Below are 24,436 nucleotides of genomic sequence, written 5' to 3' on the forward strand. Positions count from 1 at the left end.
AGGAGAAGCTTTTATGGGCAGGATCAAAGCGGTAGTGTTCGATATGGACGGCGTTTTATTTGATACTGAAAAAATGTATCTTGACGCGTGGAAGGTTCTCGGCGCGCGGAAAAATATTTCAGGTATTGCGGAAACCGCGAAAAAGTGCATAGGTCTGAGCGTGACCGATACTGTAGCTTTGCTTAAAAATACATACGGCGAAGCTTTTCCAGTGGAGGAATATCATAAATTTATTGAAGCCTGGGTAAAGGATAAAATACAGCGGGACGGGCTTCCTGTAAAGCGGGGAGCTGTGGAGATACTTGAATATTTACACAGCATAGATTTTACCGTAGGACTGGCTTCTTCAACGAAGTATCACAGGATTATAGAGCATTTGGAACGGGCGGGGCTTATTAAGTATTTCAAAGTAATAATAGGCGGAGATATGATAGCTCGCAGCAAGCCTGATCCTGAAATATACAGAACCGCCTGCAAGCGGCTTGGCGTGGAGCCGTCGGAAGCCGCGGCGGTGGAGGACAGCAAAAACGGTGTAATTTCCGCTCATCTTGCCGGTATGATTCCTCTGCTTGTTCCCGATCTTGTTGCTCCTGACGGAGAAATGCTTGCAATGTCTGAAAAATGCTTTGAAAGCCTTGAGGACGTAATTGCGTATCTAAAACGAGAAATAAGTACAGGAAAGTGAATATCACTGAAAATTTAGATCACATAGGTCTGATTTTTTATTCAAAGCTGCGTAAAACTGTGAAAGAAGCATAATTAAGGCAACACCGCACGATAGCTGTACGGTATTGCCTTGAATTATAACCCAGCGCCGATGACCCGCAAGCCCATATCTGGCTTTGCTCCGAATTAAAGAGCGTGCCCGCATAGTCCTAAGTTCTGACTTTGCGTACACGCTCTTGTTTGTATTATTCTATTGTTATTCGCCGGGTCTGCAATATTATTTTATCCCTACAGTTTCGCTGCCGAAGTATACGTCATACCAGACAAGGAAAGTAAATACCGTCCAGATTTTTCTGGAATAGTCGTAATGACCGGCTCTGTGATCGTCAAGCAGCTGTACAAGCTTATCGGTTCTGAAGAATTTCGCGGCGTTTGCAGAGGTAAACTTCTCCCTGACGATATTGTAATATTTATCTTCCTTGAGCCATACCCTTATCGGAACAGGGAAGCCCAGCTTTTTCTTGTTTGCGGTCTGGGGAGGACAGGCTTTAAGCGCGGCGATCCTCATTGCGTATTTGGTGTTTTCCTTTGTTACGCGGTGCTTGGCAGGTATCTGTTCCGCGAGAGCCATTACCTCCTTGTCAAGGAAAGGAACTCTAAGCTCCAGGGAATGAGCCATGCTCATTTTGTCAGCTTTAAGAAGAATGTCGCCGGTCATCCACAAGTGCAGATCGAGATACTGCATCTGAGTGACCTCGTCATTGTTACTGCATTTGTCATAGAAAGGCTTGGTGATAGCCTGAGGAGCCGGAGCGTCGGTTTTTATACTGAGAAGCTCCTTACGCTCCTTTTCAGTGAAGATAAAAGCGTTTCCTATAAAGCGTTCCTGAAGATCCTGAGAGCCTCTGATGAGGAAGTTTATACCGTGCTTATGCGGAAGATGCTGAGCAAGCGCGCCTATTCCCCGTCTGACAGGCTTTGGTATTTTATTGTAGGCTGCCATATCGGCAGGGTTGTGATAAATATTATATCCGCCGAATATTTCGTCCGCTCCCTCGCCGCTGAGAACTACCTTGACCTTCTGAGAGGCAAGCTGGCAGACAAAAAAGAGAGCGACAGCCGCGGGATCGGCAAGAGGTTCGTCCATATGATACTGTATTTTGGCGAAATTGCCCCAGTATTCTTCAGGCGTAATAACTTTTGAGTTGTTTTCCTTATGTATATACTTGGAAAATTCCTTGGCATAGCCTATCTCGTTGTATTTCTCATCTTCGCCGAACCCTACGGTAAAGGTCTTGTCAACGTCTGCAACGGCGGCTACATAGCTTGAATCAACGCCGCTTGAAAGGAATGAGCCTACTTCAACGTCGGCTATTTTGTGAGCCTCTACGGAGTTTTTGAAAGTTTCGGTTATTCTGTTTACCCATTCGTCAAGATCAGGCTTGCTGTCCGGAGTAAACTTGACCTCCCAATAGCGTTTAACCTCCATTTTACCGTCCTTATAAATAAAGTAGTGAGCGGCAGGAAGCTTATATACGTTCTTGAAAAAGGTTTCGGAAGTGGGAGAATACTGAAATGTCAGGTAATTCTCCAGAGCGGCTTCATTAAGCTCCTTTCTGAAATCCGGATGGTCGAGAAAGCTTTTTATCTCGCTTCCCCACATCAGAGTTTCACCCATTTTTGCATAGTATACGGGCTTGATTCCGAAGAAATCCCTTGCGCCGAAGATCTGATCCTTATTTTTATCAAAAATAACAAAGCCGAACATACCTCTCAGCCTGTTGAGCATATCAACGCCCCATTCCTCATAGCCGTGAACGAGCACTTCGGTATCAGTATGGGTGTAAAAGCTGTGTCCCTTTTCAAGCAGCTCCTCTCTCAGCTCCTGATAGTTGTATATCTCGCCGTTAAAGGTTATCACGACCGACTTATCCTCATTGAAAATAGGCTGGCTGCCCTTATCTGAGAGGTCGATAATAGAAAGTCTGCGAAAGCCCATAGCGACCTGCTCATCGACATATTTACCGTCGGAATCGGGACCGCGGTGCTTGATTCTGTCCATCATTTTTCCAAGGACGATGGAAGCGTCGTTTATTTTATTTGTAAAGCCAACAAAACCGCACATATCAATTCCTCATTTCTGAAATAGTAAAACTAAAATACAGGCAATAATATATATTATACATCAATTTTCCCTGCTTTGCAATAGTATAAAATTAAATTTTAGAGGGGTACAGGTCAAATAATAAAACTGTGGAAAAATAAAATTTTCTATTGCAAGCACAGGATAAATAAGCTATAATATATAGTAAGGAAAACGGCTGGTTTTTGTTACTGATTTTTAATAAAATTACAGCTGATGTTGAAAATATGCTTGAAAGGCGCTGATTTAGTGAGCGGAAACGAAAAAAAGAAAGCCGGAAAATTCAGATACAGAATAGACATATTGCTTATTGTAAGCCTGTTTATAGTTCTGATAACCTTCTGCGCTTATATGATGAATACGGGGCTTGAAGAAACTCTGGAAAAGGAGAGAGGGGAGGAGATCGTAACTCACGATTACACCTATGACGATTCTTCCGAGGCTTAGCCTTTTGACCTTCTATATGTCGCTGACTGTAACCGCCTTGCCCTGCTTCAGGGATTTTTGCACGTCGATATATCTTTGATTGGCGCTGCCGCGGAAGTGCAGGTCAAAGCTTTTCTGCGCGAGTATAAACGGACCGTCTATAAGAAAATCCACTTCCTTAAGCAGCTCCTTATAACCGTTTTCATCGGTTGAATTTTCAAGCAGATATTCAAACGTATAGCCGGTATAGGCGATAACGTTTAAGGGAAATTCCCTGAAGGCGTGAATTTTTCTTGCCAGCTCCGCCAGAGGCTTACACTGGCAGAAGGGCTCGCCTCCGCTCAGCGTTATACCGTCCAGCATCGGATTGGAGGTCACCTTTTTATAGATTTCGTCAGTATCGGCCGTACAGCCCCCGTTAAAATCATGAGTCTGGGGATTATGGCAGCCGGGACAGCCGTGGGGACAGCCTTGGGTGAATACTGTAAATCTGATTCCCGGACCGTCTACAATAGAATCTTCTGCAAAGCCTGCTATTTTTAGTTCCATTTTTTGTTCCTTTCGTATTATTGCGTAGTATCTTGCTGATGAATAACGGACGAATTAACCTGTTAATTCGTCCGTTTTTTGTATCCTGATCAGAATTTATCAGCAGCAGCCCTTAATTCGCGGAATCCTTTCCGTATATACTCTGGAATGCTCCGCCTCGCTTCTGCCGCACATGGGGCATTTGTCGCCTATAATTCCGGTGTATCCGCATACCGGATCACGGTCTACAGGGTGATTGATAGCTCCGTAGCCGATACCCTGCTCCTTCATGCAGCGGATAACCTTTTCAAACGCGGTAAGATTTGTGGAGGGGTCTCCGTCAAGCTCGATATAGCTGATATGTCCCGCGTTGGTAAGAGCGTGATAGGGGGCTTCAATTTTGATTTTTTCAAAGGCGCTGATGTTGTAGTAAACCGGAACGTGGAAAGAGTTTGTATAATAATCTCTGTCTGTAACGCCGGCGATCTCGCCGTAGCGTTTCTTATCCATTCTGACAAATCTGCCGGAAAGTCCTTCCGCGGGAGTTGCAAGCAGCGAAAAATTAAGTCCGGTGCGCTTTGTTTCCTCGTCCATGCGCTCGCGCATATGGGTAACTATTTCAAGTCCGAGCTCTCTTGCCTCCTCCGATTCTCCGTGGTGCTTTCCTATCAGGGTTTTAAGCGTTTCTGCCAGCCCGATAAAGCCGACGGAAAGAGTACCGTGCTTGAGTACCTCGGCGACCTCGTCGTTAACGCTGAGCTTTTCGGAATCGATCCAAACCCCCTGTCCCATAAGGAATGGATAATTTTTTACCTTTTTGGAGCACTGGATTCTGAAACGGTGCATAAGCTGTTCAATGCACATATCCATCATTTCGTCAAGGCTGTCAAAGAAAGCTCCTATATTTCCCTGAGCCTTTATCGCAAGACGGGGAAGGTTGATGGAGGTAAAAGAAAGGTTTCCCCTTCCCGTTACGATCTCTCTGGAAGGATCGTAGGCGTTGCCTATAACTCTGGTGCGGCAGCCCATATACGCGATCTCGGTATCGGGATTGCCCGGCTTATAATACTGGAGATTGAAGGGCGCGTCTATAAACGAGAAGTTGGGGAAAAGTCTTTTTGCCGAAACTCTGCAGGCAAGCTTGAACAGATCGTAGTTCGGGTCGGTAGGATTGTAATTGACGCCGTCCTTGACCTTGAAAATATGTATAGGGAAAATAGGCGTCTCGCCGTTTCCAAGACCGGCCTCCTGCGCCAGCAGAACGTTTTTGATTACCATTCTGCCTTCAATAGAGGTATCAGTGCCGTAATTTATCGACGAAAACGGAGTCTGAGCTCCCGCTCTTGAATTCATGGTATTAAGATTGTGTATGAGAGCCTCCATCGCCTGATAGGTAGCTCTGTCGGTTTCCTTTACGGACGCCTTAAAGGCAAAGCTCTGGATTTTCTTTACCGTTGCGGCGTCGGTAAAAGCGGAAAGCAGCTCTGCTTCAGCCTCCTGGTATCCGTTGTCGTTGGAAAGCGCAGGAACGAGACCCTTTTCGGAACACAGCTTTTCTGCAAGCTTTTTTGAAATCTCATAGCTGTCGGTCACGCCCGCCATAAGGGAAAGGGCTCTGTGAATATTATCGCGGTAACGGTGCCGGAAGGTTTTCTTTACGCCCTCAGCCATATCGTAATCAAACTTTGGGATAGACTGTCCGCCGTGCTGGTCGTTTTGGTTGGACTGAATAGCGATACAGGCAAGCGCGGCATAGCTTGAAATATCATTGGGGGTTCTGAGGTATCCGTGTCCGGTGGAAAAGCCCTTGTTGAAAAGCTTGGTAAGGTCGATCTGAGTACAGGTCGTGGTAAGCGTATAGAAATCCAAATCGTGAATATGAATATCTCCCTCGGCGTGGGCTTTGGCGTGCTTGGGGTCAAGCACATACATTTCGTAGAATTCCTTTGCCCCGGCAGAGCCGTATTTGAGCATTGTTCCCATTGCGGTATCGCCGTCTATGTTTGCGTTTTCGCGCTTCAGGTCCATATCCTTGGCAGGCTTGAAGGTAAGATCCTCGTAAACCTTCATAAGGCGGGTGTTCATTTCCCTGGCTCTGGTTCTTGTGGAACGATAAAGTATATACGCTTTTGCGGTAGCGGCGTGTCCCTCTTCAATAAGAACCTTTTCAACGCAGTCCTGAATTTCCTCAACGGTAGGAGAGGTAAGATTCATTTCCATAAGCATATCCGCTACCTTACCGGCAAGCTCCAGCGCTTCCTCATAGTTGCTTCCGCCTACCGACTGGGCAGCTTTAAAAATAGCGTTGGCTATTTTTTCGATATTGAACGTAACGTTTCTTCCGTCTCTTTTTTTGATTTTAATTATCATTTTTCTCCTACCTCCATACATATATTGCAGATTATCAAATATACGCTAAATAACATAAAAGCTGTTTTGTAATAGTTGGTCATTTATATGTTTTTAAACTGTCACTTTAAAAACAGCCGTAAGTTGCTTTGAAAAGACACCACAATATCTTGTGGTCTTTAAATCGCCATAAACAAGTATATAGTATTCCGACTTTATTGTCAAGTAGATAAGTGCCAAAAAAAGCGTTCTTGTTTTGTATACACTGCACAAAGAAGCTTGTAGGAAAAATAACCCTGAACAGACTAACGAAGCATCAATGCAATATGTAATGGTTTTTAGCTTTACTGATAAAAACGGCAGAAATTTTAGTGTAAAGTTTAAAACCATGACATATAAAACGGCTTGTATAAATATTTTAAGCGGACTCAGTAAAAAAATCGGAAAAAACGTTTTATTTTTATGATAAAAAATAAAGCTGATTTTTTGGACAGATAAAATGCGCGACACAATTATTGCTGCGTGTCAAGTAAAAATGCCTTATTATAATATAACTATTCCAATTTTAATATGCTGCATATATATACTTGCACATTGTCGCCCGAAAAATAATTTTTCAGCATATACCGTCAAAGCCGGAGTATGTTCGCTGCGTGCTTTGCTTAAAAAAAGACCGTTTCAGCAGCCGGAGCGGCAGTGAAACGGTCTTATTGAGTTTGATTTTTATTTTCTGCGGGCTTTTGAGGAAAGCTTTCCGGCTATGCCAGCGGCAATAGGTATAGCGGCGGAAAAGCCTATGGAGATGAGCCAGCCCGTAAGCCCCAGAGGGGCAATGGCAAATATTTTACTCAGGAAGGGCACAAACATACACGCGCCAAGGCACAGCAGAGAAACTATAACCGAGAATATAAGAAACGGGTTTGAAAAATAGGGTACTGAAAAAAGATTTTTCTCCTCGCTTTTACATTCAAACACATGAATTAACTGGGAAAGTATAAGCGTTATAAGAGCGCCCGTTCTTGCGGCGTCAAGCGTACAGCCGGTTTTGAGCAGGAATGTAAACGCGGCAAGGGTGCACAAGCCTATCAGGATCCCGCGAATGATTATTCTTGACAGAAGTCCGCCGCTGAAAAAGCTGTCGCTTTCCTTTCTCGGAGGTTTTCTCATTACGGATTTTTCTGACGGTTCAACTCCGAGAGCCACAGCCGGAAGTCCGTCGGTAACAAGGTTTACAAGCAGTATCTGAGAGGGAATGAGCACCATGGGAAGTCCCATTATTATTCCGCCCAGCATTGTCAGAACCTCGCCTATGTTACAGGAAATAAGGTAGCGCACAAATTTTCTGATGTTCTGATATATCGTTCTGCCCTCTTCCACTGCACTTACAAGCGTCGCGAAGTTATCGTCAAGCAATATGCAGTCGGCAGCCTGCTTTGTTACGTCGGTTCCTGATATACCCATAGATACGCCGATGGAGGCTTCCTTTACCGCCGGAGCGTCGTTGACGCCGTCTCCCGTCATAGCGCATACATGCCCCTTATCCTTGAACGCCTTTATTATCCTCAGCTTGTGAGCGGGAGTTACCCGGGCGAATACGGCGGTTTTTTCCGCTGCCTCGGCAAGCTGGTCGTCGGACATTCTGTCAAGCTCATCTCCGGTCAAAGCCAGGTTGCCTTCGCGCATTATACCCGTTTCCCTTGCTACGGCGCAGGCGGTAAGCTTGTGGTCGCCCGTTATCATAACCGTTTTAATGCCTGCCTTTTCACATTCCCTTACCGCCTTCTTAGCTTCGGGACGGGGGGGATCGGCAAGTCCCATCAGACCGAGAAAGATGGTTTTTCCGCGGTATATTTTTGAAAACGCCATAACTCTCAGTCCGCCTGACGCCATTTCATCGTTCTTGCGCAGCATTGCCGCCTTTTCCCGCGGGGTAAGTCTTTCGAGGCTTCCCTCGGAATCGGCGATTATGTACTCGCATTCTCTTAAAATAACATCTGGGGCGCCTTTTTTGTATATATATTTTTCACCGGCCGCGTCGGTGCAGGTTACCGACATATATCGGGTTTCACTGTCAAAGGGCTGTTCGTCTATACGCTTCAGCTGAAAACCGGAAACGTCTATACCGCATCTGGCGCAGGCTGAAAGTATAGCGGCTTCCGTCGGATCGCCCTCGGCGGAAAATTTTGTAAATACGTTTCCCTGCCGGTTGCGCTCCGATGACGGGGAAGCTTTTGCCATACGGGCGTTGTTGCAAGCCATGCCGCAGATAAAAAGCTCGCTTAAAACCTGATTGTCCCAAGCCATGAGTCTTTGTCCGGAGGCGGTGAAAAGCCCCTGGGAATCGCTTTCGTTCGCCAGGGAATATTCCCCCGACATATATCCGGCGGTAAATACTTTTTTTACCGCCATTCTGTTCATCGTTACTGTTCCGGTTTTATCGGTGCAGATAACAGTAGCGCAGCCGAGGGTTTCGACAGAATGAAGCCTGTGTACAAGAGCGTTTCTTTTGAGCATTTTGCGCACGGCAATTGCCAGCGCGATCGTAACGGCGGCGGGAAGCCCTTCGGGAATAGCGGCTATTGCGATGGATATTCCCGTCATAAGCATATCGAATACAGGCTCGCCTCTTATTACTCCGGCGGCAAATACAAGCGCGCACACGCCAAGACAGATAACGGCAAGCGTTCTGCCGAGCTCACCCAGCTTTTTCTGCAGGGGAGTAGGGTCGGGTTCAATGTCCTCCAGCATCTGAGATACTCTGCCCATCTGGGTAAGCCCTCCGGTCGCCGTGATTTCAATTACCGCGTTGCCCTTGGTGCAGACCGTACCCATATAAGCTATGTACGGCAGATTAAGCGAGGTAAATTCTCTTTCGCCGGTGTGAGGTCTTTTTTCTACGGGAACCGCTTCTCCGGTAAGAATGGATTCGTCGCAGGTGAAGCTTCTGCATGAAACGATTATTCCGTCGGCAGGAATTCTGTCGCCGGCCTCCACTGTTATCGTATCTCCGGGAACAAGCTGTGAGGCCGGAATAGTTTCCAGCTTTCCGTCGCGATATACTCTGGCGGCAGGCGCGGTCATTTCCTCCAGCTTCTCCAGGGTTTTTTCACAGCGGTATTCCTGTATGAAGCCCAGAAGCGCGTTTACGATAACGATTATCATTATAGGTATTGCGTCGGTGTATTCGCCGAGGGCGACGGATATTACCGTAGCCGCAAGCAGGATCATCACCATTATGTCGTGAAACTGATTGGCGAATATTTTCAGCGCGCTGTTTTTCTTTTTTGCGGCAAGCCGGTTTTCTCCGTTGATTTTAAGCAGTCTTTCAGCCTCCTGCTGCGGCAGTCCTTTCGGCTTATCCGGCGCGGCTTCGTTCAGTGCCTTTTTTTCCAGAACCTCAAGCATTTTATAGGCTCTCCTTTCGTTTTCGCAGTTACATTGACAGATTGTCCGTATAGTTAATTGTATTCTGCGATTTAAAAGATATGACAGAAAGAAGCGCGCGGAAGGATATGCCGGCGGGCGGTAAAAGCGGCAATTGCTGCGCATTTATGCGTTTTGCTTGACAATTGTCATTAAATGTAGTAAAATAAATATGTTAAGCTTGCGTCGGCTGAGTTAATTCTATACGAAATGAGATGAAAAATAATGATAAGCGATTCGGCGAGAAATCTGCTTTATAAGCAGTTTGTTGAAAATAATTCTATCGATCCTAAATATTATGATAAGTATGTGGTAAAGAGAGGACTGAGAAATTCCGACGGAACCGGAGTTATAGCAGGACTTACCAATATATGCAACGTACACGGATACGTTGTAAACGAAGGGGAGAAATCTCCTATTGACGGTCAGCTGATCTACCGCGGCTATAATTTAAACGATATTGTAAGCAATGCCGTTAATGAAAACCGCTTCGGTTATGAAGAGGTAGTTTATCTTCTGCTTATGGGAAATCTTCCCAACAGGCAGGAGCTTGCGGCGTTCAGGGATATTATGGCTGAAAACAGGGCGCTTCCACCGAGCTTTTTTGAGGATATGATACTTAAGGCTCCGTCCAAGAACATAATGAACAAAATGGCGCGTTCTATTCTTGCGCTATATTCTTATGACGAAAATCCTGAAAATTGCAGTCCTGAATATGAAATGGCGACCGCTATATCCATTATTTCAAAGCTGCCTAATATCATGGTTTCGGCGTATCAGGTAAAAAGAAGGACCTTTGACGGACAAAGCATGATAATGCATCCGCTTATAGCGTCGCATTCAACCGCGGAGATGATTTTGTCGGCTCTCAGACCTGACAGAAAGTTCACCGATGAGGAAGCCAAGCTGCTGGATCTTATGCTTATCCTTCATGCGGAGCACGGCGGCGGAAACAACTCTACATTTTCATGCAGGGTGCTGACCTCTTCCGGAACTGACCCTTATTCGGCATATGCCGCGGCTATAGGCTCTCTTAAAGGTCCCCGTCACGGCGGAGCGAACATCAAGGTAGACCAGATGCAGGAATGTATAAAGGAAAACGTAAAGAACTGGGACGACGAAGGAGAGGTCGCGGACTTTTTAAGAAAGATACTGAGAAAGGAAGCGTACGATAAAACAGGTCTTATCTATGGAATGGGCCATGCCGTATATACCCTTTCCGATCCGAGAGCTGTTATACTTAAAGCTAACGCTAAAAAGCTTGCTGAGGGTACCGAGTTTGAAAGGGAATTCCGTCTGCTTGAAACGATAGAAAGAATAACTCCTAAGCTTTTTGCGGAGGAAAAGGGCGTAGACAAGGTTATGTGCGCCAATGTAGATATGTATTCAGGACTTGTTTACAGAATGCTGGGTATACCGCAGGATCTGTTCACTCCGCTGTTTGCCGTATCGAGAATGGCAGGCTGGTGCGCTCACAGGTTTGAGGAGCTTGTTACGGGTAAGAGAATAATCCGCCCCGCATATAAAGCGGTAAGAACAGAGCGGGACTATATCCCTATTGATGAAAGGCAGTAAGGAAGCCGGATATTCGTTTGGACAAATAAAAGATCCTGTCGGTCTGATTACCGGCAGGATCTTGTTTTAAATAAACGCTCTGCCCGTACCGTCTGCGGCGGGCAGGAATATTTGCGCCATAAGATTTATTTCGGGAAAGCTTTAATCCTCATCCGGCTCCTCAGGCATATCCCAGTTGTGATATACGTTCTGAACATCGTCGTTATCCTCAAGATGTTCAAGCAGAAGATTCATTTTCCTGATCGCTTCCTCATCGGTAAGAGCAGTGTAGCTTGACGGAACCTTTTCGGTTTCAGCGGACAGCACCTTGTAGCCCATGGCTGTAAGCGCTTCATTTATAGTGTGAACGTCAGACGGCTTGCAGGTTATTTCAATAACGTCGTTTTCAATGCTGAAATCGTCCGCGCCTGCCTCCATGCAGTCCTCCATTATCTTGTCCTCGTCGGCTCCGTTGTTTTCAAGAATTATCGTTCCCTGAGTTGAGAACATGAACGAAACGCAGCCGCTTGTTCCGAGATTTCCGCCGAACTTGTCAAAATAGTGACGGATATCGCCTGCGGTACGGTTCTTGTTGTCGGTAAGACATTCCACAATAACGGCGACGCCGCTGGGACCATAGCCTTCGTATACCATTTCCTCATAGTTGTTTTTCTCTCCGTCGCCGGCGGCTTTTTTAATTATTCTGTCAATGTTGTCGTTGGGGACGTTGTTGGCCTTAGCCTTGGCGATAAGATCGCGCAGCTTGGAATTGTTGGCGGGGTCGGGACCGCCCTCCTTTACCACAACTGTCATCTCACGGCCGATTTTGGTGAAGATTTTAGCCTTCGCGCTGTCGGTAGCTTCTTTTTTTCTCTTAATGTTAGCCCATTTTGAATGTCCTGACATTTTATATTCAACTCCTTATATGTTTTTTTCATGCTCTGTCTGATGTCAAGCAGTATGTTTAGCTGTAAATATCTGTCCGGCAAAACCCGTCTTATCTGTGCAATTTATTGAAGCGTTTATGCCTGTTCTTCTCCGGCGTTCCATACGATATCAAAAAGCTCGGCTGCTCTTTCGTGTCTGCCGCACAGATGCAGAAAACCGAAAAGGCTTTCAAGTCCGGTAGCCGCTCTGTATTCGCTCACCGTCGAGTGCTTCGGGGCGTTTACTCCGTTTGAATTTCTGCCTCTTTTAAGAATATCAAGCTCTTCCTCGGACAGCAGGGAATTTTCAAGCAGATATTTTACCGCGCTTGCCTGAAATTCGGCGCATACCTTTTTTACCGCCATTTCATGCAGCTTTTTGGCGGGCATATTAGCCGTAAGCATGAGCCTTTCGCGGCAAAGCTGTTCAAATACCGCGTCCCCCATGAAAGCGAGGGCAAGGGGAGAAAATTGCTTTGCTTCCCGTGATGTCAATTTATAAGCACCTCTTTTATCTGTTATGTGGGTGACCAAAACCCGTTCTGCCTGGAATTTCCGCTAGTTTACAAACTCAAACTCAAAGTCAAAGATCGAAACCGTATCTCCTTCCCTGATCCCCATTTCAAGCAGTCTGTCTATTATACCGCTTGCTCTGAGAACCCTTTGGAAATACTGAAGCGACGAGTAATCGTCCATATTGACGGAGCGGAGTACGTCCCATAGCCAGTCCGCCTCCACGAAATAGATACCGTCCTCGGTCGTGACCTTGAAATCCTTTTTTGAAAGCAGCTTGTCGTCAAGCTCCTCCTGAGTAAGCGGCTGAGCCTCAAACTGCTTGACGGGCGGAAGCTGCTGAAGCCTTTCCCATACTCCGTATACAAGCTCTTTAGTTCCTGCTGTTGTTGCCGCTGAGATCTCATAGAAGGGAAGTCCTGTTTTTTCAACATATTCCCTGAAGCTTTTTATCTGCTCAGGCTCAGCCATATCAGATTTGTTAGCCGCTACGATCTGAGGCGCTTCGGCAAACTCCTCCGAAAAATTGGCAAGCTCCCGGTTGATAGCGTTGAAGTCCTCAATGGGATCGCGCCCTTCGATTCCGGAAACGTCTACCACATGAACTATAAGCCTGCACCGCTCTACATGACGCAGAAATTCATGACCCAAGCCTATTCCTTCGCTGGCTCCCTCTATAAGCCCGGGAATATCAGCCATTACAAAGGATTTTCCCTCTTCTATCTTTACCACGCCCAGAACGGGAGTCAGGGTAGTGAAGTGGTAGTTGGCGATTTTAGGTCTGGCGGCGGAAACGACTGAAATAAGCGTTGATTTTCCCACGTTGGGGAAGCCTACAAGTCCTACGTCGGCTATAAGCTTCAGCTCCAGTACGACCTCATATTCGTCGCCGCGGAAGCCTGGCTTGGCGAATTTGGGGATTTGTCTGGTAGGCGTGGCAAAATGGGCGTTTCCCCGTCCGCCTTTGCCTCCCCTTGCGATCACGACCGGCTCGTCGCAGGACATATCCGCAAGTATTCTGCCTGTAGCGGCTTCTCTTACAACGGTTCCTCTTGGTACCTTTATCACAAGGTCGGGAGCGTTTCTGCCGGTACAGTTTTTGGACGAGCCGTTCTGTCCTTTTTCGGCTGTGTATTTTTTCTTGTATCTGAAATCTATAAGGTTGGAGATGTTGTCGTCAACCTTGAAAACAATATCGCCGCCCTTGCCGCCGTCGCCTCCGTCAGGACCGCCTGCGGCTATATATTTTTCACGGTGAAAGGAAACGCAGCCGTCTCCTCCGTCGCCCGCTTTTATATAAATTTTCGCTTCGTCGACAAACATTATATCCAAGCCTCCTTTTATGCTCCTGCATAGCCGCGCCGAACGGTGCGATGATGTGAAAAAACGGGGCGCCGAACCGACTTAAAAAGCGGTTTCAAGACGTCCCGTGCTTTACTTATCTGGAATTAAGCCTGCGGATAAACCGAAACCTTCTTACGGTCTCTGCCCATTCTTTCAAATCTTACGATTCCGTCCGCCATAGCAAACAGAGTATCGTCCGAACCGCGGCCTACGTTCTCGCCCGGATGAATGTGAGTTCCTCTCTGGCGTACTAAAATGTTGCCGGAAAGAACAAACTGTCCGTCAGCTCTTTTGACTCCAAGTCTTTTAGCCTCGGAATCACGGCCGTTCTTGGTGGAACCCATTCCCTTTTTATGTGCAAAAAACTGCATGGAAATTCTGATCATTGTAATTACACCTCCGTCATGTAATTCATAGGGCGGTTATGCGTCGATAACCCTGACCCTGATACAGTCCTGATACTCGTCCGAAAGGAAATAAAGATGAGTCAGAAGCCCGAGCAGGACTCTGTCGCCGTATTCCTTGTCGTCTGAAACCAGTCTGAGAACAATTTCGTTTTCTTCCACGCTTACCTCGGCGTTCACCTTAAATGCTTCGGTAACCGTGTTCGCTGCCATCATAACAGCCGAGGACACGCTTGCGCACACAATATCATGTCCGTAATCCGCCATTCCCGCATGACCCGTAACGCGGAATCCTGTGAGTCTGTCGGAACTGCTTCTGTAAAAATCGGCGCAGATCATGCTTACGCGTTGATAGCTTCGATCTGAACCTTTGTGTAGGGCTGTCTGTGACCCATTTTTCTCTTTTCGCCTTTCTTGGGCTTATAAGTGAAAACTGTGATCTTTTTGGACTTTCCGTTCTTAAGAACCTTAGCGGAAACCGTCGCGCCTTCAACATAAGGAGCGCCTACGCTGATTCCGTCGTCCTTGCCTACTGCCATTACCTTATCGAAAGTAACAGTATCCTCTGCGTCCGCGTTAAGCTTCTCAATAAAAACAACGTCGCCGACGTTTACCTGATACTGCTTTCCGCCTGTTTCAATTACTGCGTACATCTTTAAATGCACCTGCCTTTTCATAAAAAACTCGCTGCGTCCGGTGCGCAGGCTGTTTCACTGCGTCTTTAGTGCCGGAAACAAGCGGCTTATTTATCATAACATATCTGAGCGTTAAAGTCAAGGAAAGTAATTTTACAAAGGTGTTTTTTACAGAAAGTTTACAACTATCCTTGTCTTACTCTGTTTACAGCTGTTTTCCATCCGTTAAGCAGATTTTTTCTTGTACTGCCGTCCATTGAAGGACGGAATTCGTCAAGCTGACCGGACAAAGCCAGCAGCTCGTCCTTACTGCTCCACACGCCGGAAGCAAGACCTGCGAGATACGCCGCGCCCGTTGCGGTAGATTCGACGTTTTTGGGACGTGCGACCGTCCTGCCCAGAATATCCGCCTGAAACTGCATGAGAAAATTGTTGGCGCAGGCTCCTCCGTCGGCTTTGATTGCGTTCAGGGATTTTGTGTCCTCCTCCATGGCGCGAAGCACGTCTACCGTCTGATATGCGATCGCCTCAAGGCAGGCGCGGACTATGTGAGCTTTTCCGGAGCCTCTGGTAAGCCCGACTATCGCCCCTCTCGCTGAAGGATCCCAGTAAGGTGCTCCCAGACCTGTAAAAGCGGGGACGACATAAACTCCTCCGGTAGTTTCCACGCTGCGGGCGATTTCTTCCGTTTCGGCGGCGGTTTTTATTATTCCCAGCTCGTCCCTCAGCCATTTTACGACCGCTCCCGAAATAAATACCGACCCTTCAAGAGCGTATGTAACTTCGCCGTTTATCCCCCAGGCAACGGTCGTCAGCAGTCCGTGAGAGGAGCTTACCGGATTTTTTCCGGTGTTCATCAGCAGGAAGCCACCGGTTCCGTAGGTGTTTTTAACGTCGCCTTCGATAAAACAGCACTGTCCGAACAGCGCTGCCTGCTGATCTCCGGCGCAGCCTGTTATCGGTATTTCCGCGCCGAAAATATCCTTACGGCAGACGCCTATCCTGCCGCTTGAAGGCACGACCTCCGGCATAAGCTGCATAGGGATCCCGAGCAGTCCCATTATTTCCTTGTCCCATTCCAGAGTGTGGATATTGAAGAGCATGGTTCTGGAAGCGTTGGTATAATCGGTACAGTGAACGGCGCCGCCGGTCAGATTCCATATAAGCCAGCTGTCTACGGTTCCGAAAAGCAGTTCACCGTTTTCAGCCTTTCCGCGCGCTCCGTCTACGTTGTCAAGTATCCATTTGATCTTGGTGGCTGAAAAGTACGGGTCGATAAGCAGTCCTGTCTTGTCCTGAAAGAATTTTTCCAGTCCCTGCTTTTTATATCCTGCGCATATTTCAGCGGTGCGTCTGCACTGCCAGACAATGGCGTTATATACCGGCATACCTGTGTTTTTGTCCCATATAACGGTAGTTTCACGCTGATTGGTTATGCCTATGCCGGCAATGCTTTCAGGGGAAACGCCTGAGCCTGCAATGACGTTTTTCGCCGCTTGAAGCTGTGTATCAAGAATACAGAAAGGATCATGCTCAACCCAGCCGTTTTCCGTAAATATCTGAGGGTATTCAAGCTGGTCTATTGCGCGTATTTCGCCTTTTTCGTTAAAAAGCACAGCTCTTGAGGAGGTCGTTCCCTGATCGAGGGCAAGTATGAATCTTTCCATGGTCATTTCCTTTCAGTACAATAAAACGTACAGCTATACAGCGTTAAAGGCGTCCCGCACAGACCGCGCGCCGATTATCTGCATACTGTAGCTTTGAAGATTTATTCCTTTCAGCGCCTGCGCGGGAAGTATGCATTTTTCAAAGCCCATGCGCTGAGCCTCTGAAATTCTCTGCGAAACATGGGAAATGCCTCTGAGCTCGCCGCCCAGCCCGATCTCGCCGAAAGCGATGGTTTTGTCGCTTACGACCTTATCCCGAAGGCTTGAGTAGAGCGCGAGAGCGATGGACAGATCGGCGGCAGGCTCGTCAAGTCTTAGTCCGCCCACGATATTTATGTATACGTCAAGACCCCCGAAGAAAAATCCCAGACGCTTTTCAAGCACGGCGATTATAATTGCCATGCGGTTATAATCGAAGCCCGTGGCTGTTCTGCGGGGAACTGAAAATCCGCTTTTTGTCACCAGCGCCTGAACCTCGGCCATTATCGGGCGGGAGCCTTCCATTATACAGGCGACGCAGCAGCCTGAAACGTCGGTCGGTCTGCCGGAAAGCAGCATCATTGACGGGTTGTCTACTTCCGCCAGACCCTTGTCTATCATTTCAAATACGCCTATCTCGTTGGTAGAGCCGAAGCGGTTTTTCACAGCCCTCAGGATACGATAGGAAAGATTGCGCTGTCCCTCGAAATACAGAACGCAGTCTACGATATGCTCCATTACCTTGGGTCCGGCTATGGCGCCGTCCTTATTGACGTGACCTACGATAAAAAAGGGTATTTCCTCTGACTTTGCCGTCCGCATAAAAAGATTCGTACATTCCCTTACCTGTGTAACCGAGCCCTGAGCTGAGGTCAGAGAGCTTATGCTCATGGTCTGGATGGAGTCGATTATTACGATTTCCGGCTTTTCCTTTATTATAACGTCGCATATCGCTTCGCAGTCGGTTTCCGCCAGAAGATAAAGATTTTCGCTGTCAACTCCCAGACGCTGGGCCCGCAGCTTTATCTGCCTTGCCGATTCCTCGCCGGAAACATATAAAATTGTATGCTCGCTGCCTAACTGCTGACAGATCTGAAGCAGCATGGTAGACTTTCCTATGCCCGGCTCTCCGCCCAGAAGCACAAGACTTCCCTTAACTAGCCCTCCTCCCAGCACTCTGTCAAGCTCGCTGAGTCCGGTTTTATATCTTATCTCGTCAAAGCTTGCGTCAACGTCGCCGATGCCGTGAATGCTTCCGGACAGATCTCTCGACGAGCGTGAAGCGGATTTTGACGAAAAGCCGCCTCTTGCCGCGGCGGGAAAGGTTTCCTCAAAGGTATTCCATTCTCCGCAGCTGGGGCACTTTCCGTTCCATTTAGACGACTCGTAGCCGCATTGCGAACAGACGTATACGCTTTTTGCCTTTGCCATTAATTAAGTTGCTCCTTTCGGTCTACAGCAGAGAAATTATTTCGTCGATAACGTGCTTCGTTCTTTCATCGGAAAGTACGAAATCCATGTTACGACGCTTTGCAGTCCGGAATTGCCGATAACGCCGTATTCATCGCTGCAAAGCCAAACGTTTCTTCCCTCGAAGATCCTGATTTCGTCATTTCTGCATTTGCCGTAATTAGTTTTATTCATTATAGCATATGCGGCTGGCTTTTACAAGACGGTTCAAAGCTTTTGTTTGTGAAAAAAATATATAAAATTTGTATTAAGGGCTTGCCGTTTTGTGAAAAATATCGTATAATGATTGTGGGGAATAGTCAATACTTTTTGGGAGGTGAGCTTTTGCAGAAGGTTTTTTACGTTTCAAGGAATAACGACAGATATGAAAACCGCGGAAATGTGTCGGCTCCTGAAATGGACAGATTTCAGCGTGTGGAGCAGCTTAACCGTCTGCTGGAGGCTGGCTGGACTATTAAGGATTTTAAGACGGATAACGGAGACGCGTTTTTCGTTCTTGAGAAGGAAGATATTTAACTGGGAGGGAATCATATGGATATCACGGCAATGTTTAAAATATCGTACGGACTTTACGTCCTGACCGCGCGGAACGGCGGTTTTGCAAACGGGTGTATTATAAATACGCTTTCTCAGGTTACCAGCAATCCCAATCGGGTGTGCATAACGGTAAACAAAAGCAATTATACGAATTATATGATCAGGCAGAGCGGTGAATTCAACGTTTCGGTTATTGACGAAAGCGCTGATTTTTCACTGTTCAGACATTTCGGATTTGCAAGCGGAAGATGGGAAAATAAATTTTACCGTTTTACGTCGATAAGGGCTGAAAACAACATACCTTACGTTGCTGAAAACACCTGCGCTTATTTCTGCTGCAAGGTGGTTCAGACGGTGGAGCTGGGAACTCATACCATGTTTATCGCCGACGTTACCGACTGCAGAGTTCTGTCTGACAGACCGCCGATGACCTATTCGTATTATCACGCCGCCGTCAAGCCCAAGCCGGCGGTCAAAAAGGACGACGGCAAGGAACGCTGGGTATGCAATATCTGCGGATATATCTATGAGGGCAGGCTGCCGGCTGATTTTGTATGTCCGGTCTGCAAGCACGGAGCAGAGGATTTTTCGCTGCTAAAATAAGACTGACGTTTCAGGGTATTGCGGCGCTGCAAAATTTGCGGTATAATAAATGTAATCGTTTAAGATAAAAACGTTTGTCGTTTTTTCACAGACGGACGGAAAATATAAGAAGGAGTTTGTAAATATGGCTTATGTAATTGGAGTAGACTGCGGAACAAGCGGTACTAAAACGGTTCTTTTCGACGAGTCGGGATCGGTGATCGCTTCTAAGACTATCGAATATCCTATGTATCAGCCGAAAAACGGCTATGCCGAGCAGGAGCCTGCCGATTGGGCTGACGCCATGATCGGAACTATCAAGGCGGTCATGTCCGCAAGCGGCGTTGACAGGCGGGATGTAAAGGGAATCGGAATTTCCGGTCAGATGCATGGTCTGGTCATGCTGGACGCGGAAAACAGGGTGCTGAGAAGATCTATAATCTGGTGCGATCAGAGGACTGCCGCAGAGGTAGCGGAAATGAACGAAAAGCTCGGAGAAAAAAAGCTTATCGAGATAACAGCCAATCCCGCTCTTACCGGCTGGACGGCGGCAAAGATACTCTGGGTAAAGAACAACGAGCCTGAAATCTATGAAAAATGCCGTCATATTCTGCTGCCTAAGGATTACCTGAGATTTATTCTTACCGGCGAGTACGCTACCGAGGTTTCCGACGCTTCCGGTATGCAGCTTCTTGACGTTGCTAACCGCTGCTGGTCTGAGGAAGTGTGCAATGCGTTAGGAATTGATATGTCTATGCTCGGCAGGGTTTATGAATCCTGCGAGGTTACAGGCGGTCTTACTAAAAAAATGGCTGACGAGCTGGGGCTGTGCGAAGGCACAATCGTAGTCGGCGGAGCGGGAGATAACGCCGCGGCGGCAATAGGTACGGGAGTATGCGAGGACGGAAAGGCGTTTACCACCATCGGAACGTCGGGGGTTGTTTTTGCTCATACCTCGAACATTTCAATTGATCCTAAGGGCAGAGTACATACCTGCTGCGCCGCTGTTCCCGGCGCATGGCACGTTATGGGAGTAACTCAGGGCGCGGGACTTTCGCTTAAATGGTTCAGAGATAATTTCTGCAACGCGGAAAAGGAAACTGCCGGATATATGGGCGTAGACGAGTACTATCTTATGGATAAGGAAGCCATGACGGTTCCTGTCGGCGCAAACAGACTGCTCTATCTGCCCTACCTTATGGGAGAGAGGACTCCTCATCTTGACCCCGACGCCAGGGGAGTATTTTTCGGGCTTTCGGCAATGCACACCAAAAAGGATATGCTGAGAGCGGTCTTAGAGGGAGTTTCCTATTCTCTCCGCGACTGCGTTGAGGTGTTCAGGGAAATGAACATAAATGTTTCGGATATGATGGCCTGCGGCGGCGGAGGAACCTCTCCTCTGTGGAGATCAATGCTTGCCGACCTGTACGGCTGTCCTGTCAAGACGGCGGCTTCTAAGGAAGGGCCCGCGCTCGGCGTTGCTCTGCTGGCGCTTACCGGAGCAGGCGTTTATTCGAGCGTTCCCGAGGCTTGTCATGCTGTCGTAAAGACGGATAAGATCCAGCAGCCGGTCGCTGAAAATGTGCCTGAGTATGAAAAGTACTATCAGCTTTACAGAGAGATTTATCCCGCTCTCAAGGATAAATTTGCAGCTTTGGCAAAGCTTTAGATCAACGCTCTGCCGTATTAAATGCAGAATCCGATAAGGACCTTTGTACATTTAATATGCGGACAGACTATGTAAATAAAAAACGGGCGTCCTGTTTTTCTGCTCCCGCACTTGTGCACGGAAGCGAAATTCCCGGCGCCCGTTTTATTCTGCTGCCGGTATATTCCGGCAATATGCTATTGGATCGTTTGATGTCCTTCCGAGATGCTTTCCGCCGACTGACGGTCAAGCTCCATTCTGTAGGCGGAGAGAATCTGCTGTTCTATGCTTTCTCTTGTTTCTGAGGTAATAGGGTGAACGATATCCCGGAACATTCCCGAATCGTCGCGCCGGCTTGGCATTGCTACAAACAGTCGTTCCTCTCCCTGCACGACCTTGATGTCGTGGATCGCCAGAACTCCGTCGACGGTTACGCTTATTATTCCTCTTAATTTTCCGTCGGATATAAGCTTTCTGACTTTAATTTCTGTGATTTCCATAACTTTGTCCTTTCCTGCTGCTTAATTGTTTTGAAATAATATAAATGAAGTAAAAACGCTTACAGAAAAAATTTTTGCCCGAAAACAAAAAAATATTCAAAAAAGGGTTTATTTTTTCTGAGAAATGTACTATAATAGAAATATAAAAACGTATATTCTTATTTTCAATGAAAAATCAGCCGTAGCTGAACGATTATTTAATGAAACGGAGGCAAGTCCGCTGGATTCGATGTTCTGACGGACGTTATGATAATGATTACCGATGAAATACTTAATTCAGTACGCCGCGTGCATTTTATAGGCATAGGCGGCTCGGGTATGTATCCGCTGGTTCAGATACTTCACGCCAAGGGCTATAGTATCAGCGGCTCTGACAATAACGAAACGGAAACCCTTGAGGCTGTACGAAAAATGGGTATAACTGTTTATCTCGGACAGCGCGCGGAGAATATTAAGGACGCTGAGCTTATAGTTTATACCGCCGCGATAATGAGCGACAATCCCGAGCTTATCGCGGCTGAAAACAGCGGAGCCTATGTATGCGAACGCGCCGAGCTGCTGGGCCTTGTGACAGGCTGGTATAACAGCGCCGTATGCGTTTCCGGAACTCACGGAAAAACCACCACCTCGTCAATGCTCACGCAGATTTTTATGTGCGAAGGAGTAGATCTGTCCTGCGTGATAGGAGGTAAGCTGCCGAGCATCGGAGGGTCAGGCCGCTGCGGAAAGAGCGATATCATGGTTTGCGAGGCGTGCGAGTTTGAGGATCATTTCCTTAAGCTTTATCCTGATATCGCGGTGATATTAAACGTCGACGAGGATCATCTGGAGTATTTTGAAAATCTTGACAACATAAAAAAATCCTTCAGGGAGTTTGCCCGAAAAGCTGAAAAAGCAGTCGTTGCCAACGGCGACGATGAAAATACCATGCAGTCGCTGGAGGGCTTGGAAAAGGAGATCATAACCTTCGGCTTCGGACGCGGCAACGATTATTCTGCCGCTATTACAGAAAGAAAGGGACTATGCACCCGTTTTGAGCTTTACGTCAGGGGAGTTAAGCAGGGAGAATATGAAATCCATGTTCCCGGGGATCATAATGTTCTGAACGCGCTTGCAGCCATAGCCGCGGCAAGATACTGCATGGTATCGTACGAGGGTATCGCCGAGGGGCTGAAAACCTTTATGGGCGCCATAAGGCGTTTTGAAAAAATATGCGAAATAAACGGCGTTACTGTCGTTGACGATTACGCTCATCATCCGCAGGAGATAAGCTGTACGTTAAAGGCGGCCAAGGCTCTTGATTTTAAAAGAGTCTGGGCTGTGTTTCAGCCTTTCACCTTCTCAAGAACCAGGCTTTTGCTTAATGATTTCGTAACGGCGCTGTCTATTGCGGATAAGGCGGTAATAACCGATATCATGGGAAGCAGAGAGAAAAATACCTACGGGATATATACAGAGGACCTTGCCTCGAAAATTGAAGGGGCAGTCTGGTTTAATACTTCACACGAAGCAGCAGACAGTCAGACTTCTCAGCAGAAGGATTTTAATTTCGGTCAGGTTGTCGATTATCTTGCGGAAAACGTCGGGGAGGGAGACCTTGTAATAACTCTCGGCTGCGGCGACGTGTACAAAGTAGCAAAAAGACTTGCGGCAAGACTCGGCGAACGCAGGTCATAAGAAAAATGCGGCAATATCTCGCAATCCCGAATTTGCGGGCTGTTGACCGGGAAATTTAAACGAAAAGCGGAAACGCCGCTGGAAAGGAACGGCATTTATGAAGTTAACGGAAAACGAAAGAAAAGTATTTGAGTTTGTTAAACAGCGTCTTGAGGAGGGATATCCGCCTACTGTCAGGGAAATATGCGCGCAGTTTGGTTTCAAATCCACTTCGACCGCTCACAGGTATATCGCTTCTCTTACAGAAAAGGGCTTTCTCGAAAAGGGAGCAAACCAGAACCGGGCTTTAAAGCTTGTAGGCAGACAGGGCACGATGGTGCCTCTGGTAGGAACGGTTACCGCCGGAATGCCTATTACTGCGGTCGAGGACGTTACGGATTATATAAGCTTTCAGCCTGCTAAAAGATATGCGAATCCCCTGTTCGCGCTTAAGGTAAGAGGAGATTCCATGATAAACGCCGCTATCCTCGATGGGGATATAGTAATAGCGGAGCAGGCTTCCGTAGTTGATAACGGAGATATTGCCGTGTGTCTTGTAGACGGAGAGAGCGCTACCGTCAAGAGGTTTTACAAAGAAAACGGGCATTACAGGCTTCAGCCTGAAAACGACGCCATGGAGCCTATTATAGCCGACGAGGTTTCAATCCTCGGCAGGGTAGTTGCGGTCATAAGATACATATAACGAGGTAATTTCACTATGGGTAGAATATGTCAGTCCTGCCATGCCAGAATAGACGAGGGGATGAAAATCTGTCCCAATTGCGGCAGGATAGTTCCGGCTGAACAAAAACGGGAGGGAGCCGCGGCTTATCAGCCGGCGCCCAAGCGGGTCTATGAGCATCCCAAACGCCGCACGCCTCCTGCCGCCCAGGCTCAGCCCTGCTCGGCAAAGGTATCCGGCGAGGGCAGAAAAATATCTCAGCCGGCGCATACGCAGGAAAGAGGACATAAGAAGCAAGGCTCAAGGCTAGGAGTTTTATGGAAGTTTTTAAAGGCGGCGCTTATAGTGCTTGCGGTCTATGCCGTTATATTCGCGGTTCAGGTTTTCAGAATAAGACATTCGTCCTATGATTTTTCGCTGGATATGAAAATGACCCGTGAAAATTACGGGGAGGTAATAGACGAATATTTTGAGTCGGGAAGCTGGTCCTATAATCCTTTTACCTTTACCGCAACATATACCGGCGAGAATTTACGGAATGAGGAATATGAGATCAAATTCAAAGCGGTTTTGGGCGTTGATATAAAATCAATTGAAATAGACGGAGAGCAGGTCAGAAAGGACGATTTTGAAACAAAGATAATGGGAATGTTTATTTAAGCGATGCCGTTGCTGAGTTCTATCAAAAAGCATACGTCCGGCAGGCAAAGCTGAGGCGAATATGTAAAATAATACGTCGGTAAGGAATAGCTGACATGATGTAAATTTTACTTTTCAATGGCGTTGTTTCTATTGACTAAGTCC

The 24,436-nt window shown here is 47.2% G+C and carries 23 protein-coding genes; 9 read left to right on the top strand and 14 right to left on the bottom strand.

The window, feature by feature from the left end; all coding sequences use genetic code 11:
* Positions 1-13: 13 nt before the first annotated feature.
* Complete coding sequence (locus EIH25_RS10970; RefSeq protein ID WP_124101079.1) at positions 14-685, top strand: HAD family phosphatase; 672 nt, start codon at positions 14-16, stop codon at positions 683-685.
* Between the two features lie 258 nt (positions 686-943).
* Here EIH25_RS10970 and asnB read toward each other — a convergent pair whose 3' ends face one another.
* Entirely contained in the window at positions 944-2,791 is a 1,848-nt protein-coding gene (asnB, locus tag EIH25_RS10975) for an asparagine synthase (glutamine-hydrolyzing) (RefSeq protein ID WP_124101080.1), read from the bottom strand.
* A gap of 267 nt (positions 2,792-3,058) precedes the next feature.
* Between asnB and EIH25_RS10980 the strand changes: the two genes are divergently transcribed.
* Entirely contained in the window at positions 3,059-3,256 is a 198-nt protein-coding gene (locus EIH25_RS10980) for a hypothetical protein (protein WP_124101081.1), read from the top strand.
* Positions 3,257-3,268: 12 nt separating this feature from the next.
* On the opposite strand, the gene nrdG is transcribed toward EIH25_RS10980, so the two are convergent.
* The 3 genes from nrdG to EIH25_RS10995 all read right to left on the bottom strand — a co-directional run bounded on the left by nrdG (position 3,269) and on the right by EIH25_RS10995 (position 9,517).
* Positions 3,269-3,784 (bottom strand): anaerobic ribonucleoside-triphosphate reductase activating protein, encoded by a 516-nt coding sequence (nrdG, locus tag EIH25_RS10985; RefSeq protein ID WP_124101082.1) that lies wholly within the window; start codon positions 3,782-3,784, stop codon positions 3,269-3,271.
* A gap of 99 nt (positions 3,785-3,883) precedes the next feature.
* A complete protein-coding gene (locus tag EIH25_RS10990) occupies positions 3,884-6,133 on the bottom strand; it encodes an anaerobic ribonucleoside triphosphate reductase (RefSeq protein WP_124101083.1) in 2,250 nt (749 codons plus the stop codon).
* 702 nt (positions 6,134-6,835) lie between these two features.
* On the bottom strand, positions 6,836-9,517 hold the full coding sequence (locus tag EIH25_RS10995; RefSeq protein ID WP_124101084.1) for a cation-translocating P-type ATPase: 2,682 nt from the start codon (positions 9,515-9,517) through the stop codon (positions 6,836-6,838).
* 243 nt (positions 9,518-9,760) lie between these two features.
* Between EIH25_RS10995 and EIH25_RS11000 the strand changes: the two genes are divergently transcribed.
* Entirely contained in the window at positions 9,761-11,110 is a 1,350-nt protein-coding gene (locus tag EIH25_RS11000) for a citrate/2-methylcitrate synthase (protein WP_124101085.1), read from the top strand.
* 141 nt (positions 11,111-11,251) lie between these two features.
* On the opposite strand, the gene EIH25_RS11005 is transcribed toward EIH25_RS11000, so the two are convergent.
* The 9 genes from EIH25_RS11005 to EIH25_RS12500 all read right to left on the bottom strand — a co-directional run bounded on the left by EIH25_RS11005 (position 11,252) and on the right by EIH25_RS12500 (position 18,201).
* Entirely contained in the window at positions 11,252-11,995 is a 744-nt protein-coding gene (locus tag EIH25_RS11005) for a YebC/PmpR family DNA-binding transcriptional regulator (RefSeq protein WP_124101086.1), read from the bottom strand.
* Between the two features lie 116 nt (positions 11,996-12,111).
* A complete protein-coding gene (locus tag EIH25_RS11010) occupies positions 12,112-12,510 on the bottom strand; it encodes a ribonuclease III domain-containing protein (RefSeq protein WP_243113158.1) in 399 nt (132 codons plus the stop codon).
* Positions 12,511-12,573: 63 nt separating this feature from the next.
* Entirely contained in the window at positions 12,574-13,851 is a 1,278-nt protein-coding gene (gene obgE / locus EIH25_RS11015) for a GTPase ObgE (protein ID WP_124101087.1), read from the bottom strand.
* A 125-nt stretch (positions 13,852-13,976) separates the two neighbouring features.
* The gene (gene rpmA / locus EIH25_RS11020; RefSeq protein WP_124101088.1) at positions 13,977-14,258 is read right to left on the bottom strand and encodes a 50S ribosomal protein L27; all 282 of its coding nucleotides are present in this window, start codon (positions 14,256-14,258) and stop codon (positions 13,977-13,979) included.
* A 36-nt stretch (positions 14,259-14,294) separates the two neighbouring features.
* Entirely contained in the window at positions 14,295-14,615 is a 321-nt protein-coding gene (locus EIH25_RS11025) for a ribosomal-processing cysteine protease Prp (protein ID WP_124101089.1), read from the bottom strand.
* 2 nt (positions 14,616-14,617) lie between these two features.
* Positions 14,618-14,929 (bottom strand): 50S ribosomal protein L21, encoded by a 312-nt coding sequence (gene rplU, locus EIH25_RS11030; protein ID WP_124101341.1) that lies wholly within the window; start codon positions 14,927-14,929, stop codon positions 14,618-14,620.
* Between the two features lie 167 nt (positions 14,930-15,096).
* Positions 15,097-16,578, bottom strand: a complete 1,482-nt coding sequence (gene glpK / locus EIH25_RS11035; RefSeq protein WP_124101090.1) for a glycerol kinase GlpK — start codon at positions 16,576-16,578, stop codon at positions 15,097-15,099.
* A 33-nt stretch (positions 16,579-16,611) separates the two neighbouring features.
* Positions 16,612-17,988, bottom strand: coding sequence for a DNA repair protein RadA (gene radA, locus EIH25_RS11040; protein ID WP_124101091.1), 1,377 nt, complete (start codon positions 17,986-17,988; stop codon positions 16,612-16,614).
* Positions 17,989-18,024: 36 nt separating this feature from the next.
* Positions 18,025-18,201: a hypothetical protein gene (locus tag EIH25_RS12500; protein ID WP_164489227.1), complete on the bottom strand. Its 177-nt coding sequence runs from the start codon at positions 18,199-18,201 to the stop codon at positions 18,025-18,027.
* Between the two features lie 150 nt (positions 18,202-18,351).
* Between EIH25_RS12500 and EIH25_RS11045 the strand changes: the two genes are divergently transcribed.
* The 3 genes from EIH25_RS11045 to xylB all read left to right on the top strand — a co-directional run bounded on the left by EIH25_RS11045 (position 18,352) and on the right by xylB (position 20,815).
* Complete coding sequence (locus tag EIH25_RS11045; RefSeq protein WP_124101092.1) at positions 18,352-18,543, top strand: hypothetical protein; 192 nt, start codon at positions 18,352-18,354, stop codon at positions 18,541-18,543.
* Positions 18,544-18,558: 15 nt separating this feature from the next.
* The gene (locus EIH25_RS11050) at positions 18,559-19,167 is read left to right on the top strand and encodes a flavin reductase (RefSeq protein ID WP_124101093.1); all 609 of its coding nucleotides are present in this window, start codon (positions 18,559-18,561) and stop codon (positions 19,165-19,167) included.
* Positions 19,168-19,291: 124 nt separating this feature from the next.
* The gene (gene xylB, locus EIH25_RS11055) at positions 19,292-20,815 is read left to right on the top strand and encodes a xylulokinase (protein ID WP_124101094.1); all 1,524 of its coding nucleotides are present in this window, start codon (positions 19,292-19,294) and stop codon (positions 20,813-20,815) included.
* Positions 20,816-20,991: 176 nt separating this feature from the next.
* On the opposite strand, the gene spoVG is transcribed toward xylB, so the two are convergent.
* Complete coding sequence (gene spoVG / locus EIH25_RS11060; protein ID WP_124101095.1) at positions 20,992-21,294, bottom strand: septation regulator SpoVG; 303 nt, start codon at positions 21,292-21,294, stop codon at positions 20,992-20,994.
* A 252-nt stretch (positions 21,295-21,546) separates the two neighbouring features.
* Between spoVG and murC the strand changes: the two genes are divergently transcribed.
* The 3 genes from murC (at position 21,547) to EIH25_RS11075 (ending at position 24,292) form a co-directional block, all read left to right on the top strand.
* Positions 21,547-22,971, top strand: coding sequence for a UDP-N-acetylmuramate--L-alanine ligase (gene murC, locus EIH25_RS11065; protein ID WP_124101096.1), 1,425 nt, complete (start codon positions 21,547-21,549; stop codon positions 22,969-22,971).
* A gap of 97 nt (positions 22,972-23,068) precedes the next feature.
* Entirely contained in the window at positions 23,069-23,653 is a 585-nt protein-coding gene (gene lexA / locus EIH25_RS11070) for a transcriptional repressor LexA (protein ID WP_124101097.1), read from the top strand.
* A 15-nt stretch (positions 23,654-23,668) separates the two neighbouring features.
* The gene (locus EIH25_RS11075) at positions 23,669-24,292 is read left to right on the top strand and encodes a zinc ribbon domain-containing protein (RefSeq protein WP_124101098.1); all 624 of its coding nucleotides are present in this window, start codon (positions 23,669-23,671) and stop codon (positions 24,290-24,292) included.
* Positions 24,293-24,436: the final 144 nt, after the last annotated feature.

Source organism: Ruminococcus sp. Marseille-P6503, from assembly GCF_900604945.1.
Lineage (GTDB): Bacteria > Bacillota > Clostridia > Oscillospirales > Ruminococcaceae > FB2012.

Excerpts from the sequence above, each read along its gene's own strand:
- EIH25_RS10970 (WP_124101079.1), top strand. The coding sequence starts at position 14 with ATGGGCAGGATCAAAGCGGTAGTGTTCGATATGGACGGCGTTTTATTT.
- asnB (WP_124101080.1), bottom strand. The coding sequence starts at position 2,791 with ATGTGCGGTTTTGTTGGCTTTACAAATAAAATAAACGACGCTTCCATC.
- nrdG (WP_124101082.1), bottom strand. The coding sequence starts at position 3,784 with ATGGAACTAAAAATAGCAGGCTTTGCAGAAGATTCTATTGTAGACGGT.
- EIH25_RS10990 (WP_124101083.1), bottom strand. The coding sequence starts at position 6,133 with ATGATAATTAAAATCAAAAAAAGAGACGGAAGAAACGTTACGTTCAAT.
- EIH25_RS10995 (WP_124101084.1), bottom strand. The coding sequence starts at position 9,517 with ATGCTTGAGGTTCTGGAAAAAAAGGCACTGAACGAAGCCGCGCCGGAT.
- EIH25_RS11000 (WP_124101085.1), top strand. The coding sequence starts at position 9,761 with ATGATAAGCGATTCGGCGAGAAATCTGCTTTATAAGCAGTTTGTTGAA.
- EIH25_RS11005 (WP_124101086.1), bottom strand. The coding sequence starts at position 11,995 with ATGTCAGGACATTCAAAATGGGCTAACATTAAGAGAAAAAAAGAAGCT.
- obgE (WP_124101087.1), bottom strand. The coding sequence starts at position 13,851 with ATGTTTGTCGACGAAGCGAAAATTTATATAAAAGCGGGCGACGGAGGA.
- rpmA (WP_124101088.1), bottom strand. The coding sequence starts at position 14,258 with ATGATCAGAATTTCCATGCAGTTTTTTGCACATAAAAAGGGAATGGGT.
- EIH25_RS11025 (WP_124101089.1), bottom strand. The coding sequence starts at position 14,615 with ATGATCTGCGCCGATTTTTACAGAAGCAGTTCCGACAGACTCACAGGA.
- rplU (WP_124101341.1), bottom strand. The coding sequence starts at position 14,929 with ATGTACGCAGTAATTGAAACAGGCGGAAAGCAGTATCAGGTAAACGTC.
- glpK (WP_124101090.1), bottom strand. The coding sequence starts at position 16,578 with ATGGAAAGATTCATACTTGCCCTCGATCAGGGAACGACCTCCTCAAGA.
- radA (WP_124101091.1), bottom strand. The coding sequence starts at position 17,988 with ATGGCAAAGGCAAAAAGCGTATACGTCTGTTCGCAATGCGGCTACGAG.
- EIH25_RS12500 (WP_164489227.1), bottom strand. The coding sequence starts at position 18,201 with ATGAATAAAACTAATTACGGCAAATGCAGAAATGACGAAATCAGGATC.
- EIH25_RS11050 (WP_124101093.1), top strand. The coding sequence starts at position 18,559 with ATGGATATCACGGCAATGTTTAAAATATCGTACGGACTTTACGTCCTG.
- xylB (WP_124101094.1), top strand. The coding sequence starts at position 19,292 with ATGGCTTATGTAATTGGAGTAGACTGCGGAACAAGCGGTACTAAAACG.
- spoVG (WP_124101095.1), bottom strand. The coding sequence starts at position 21,294 with ATGGAAATCACAGAAATTAAAGTCAGAAAGCTTATATCCGACGGAAAA.
- murC (WP_124101096.1), top strand. The coding sequence starts at position 21,547 with ATGATTACCGATGAAATACTTAATTCAGTACGCCGCGTGCATTTTATA.
- lexA (WP_124101097.1), top strand. The coding sequence starts at position 23,069 with ATGAAGTTAACGGAAAACGAAAGAAAAGTATTTGAGTTTGTTAAACAG.
- EIH25_RS11075 (WP_124101098.1), top strand. The coding sequence starts at position 23,669 with ATGGGTAGAATATGTCAGTCCTGCCATGCCAGAATAGACGAGGGGATG.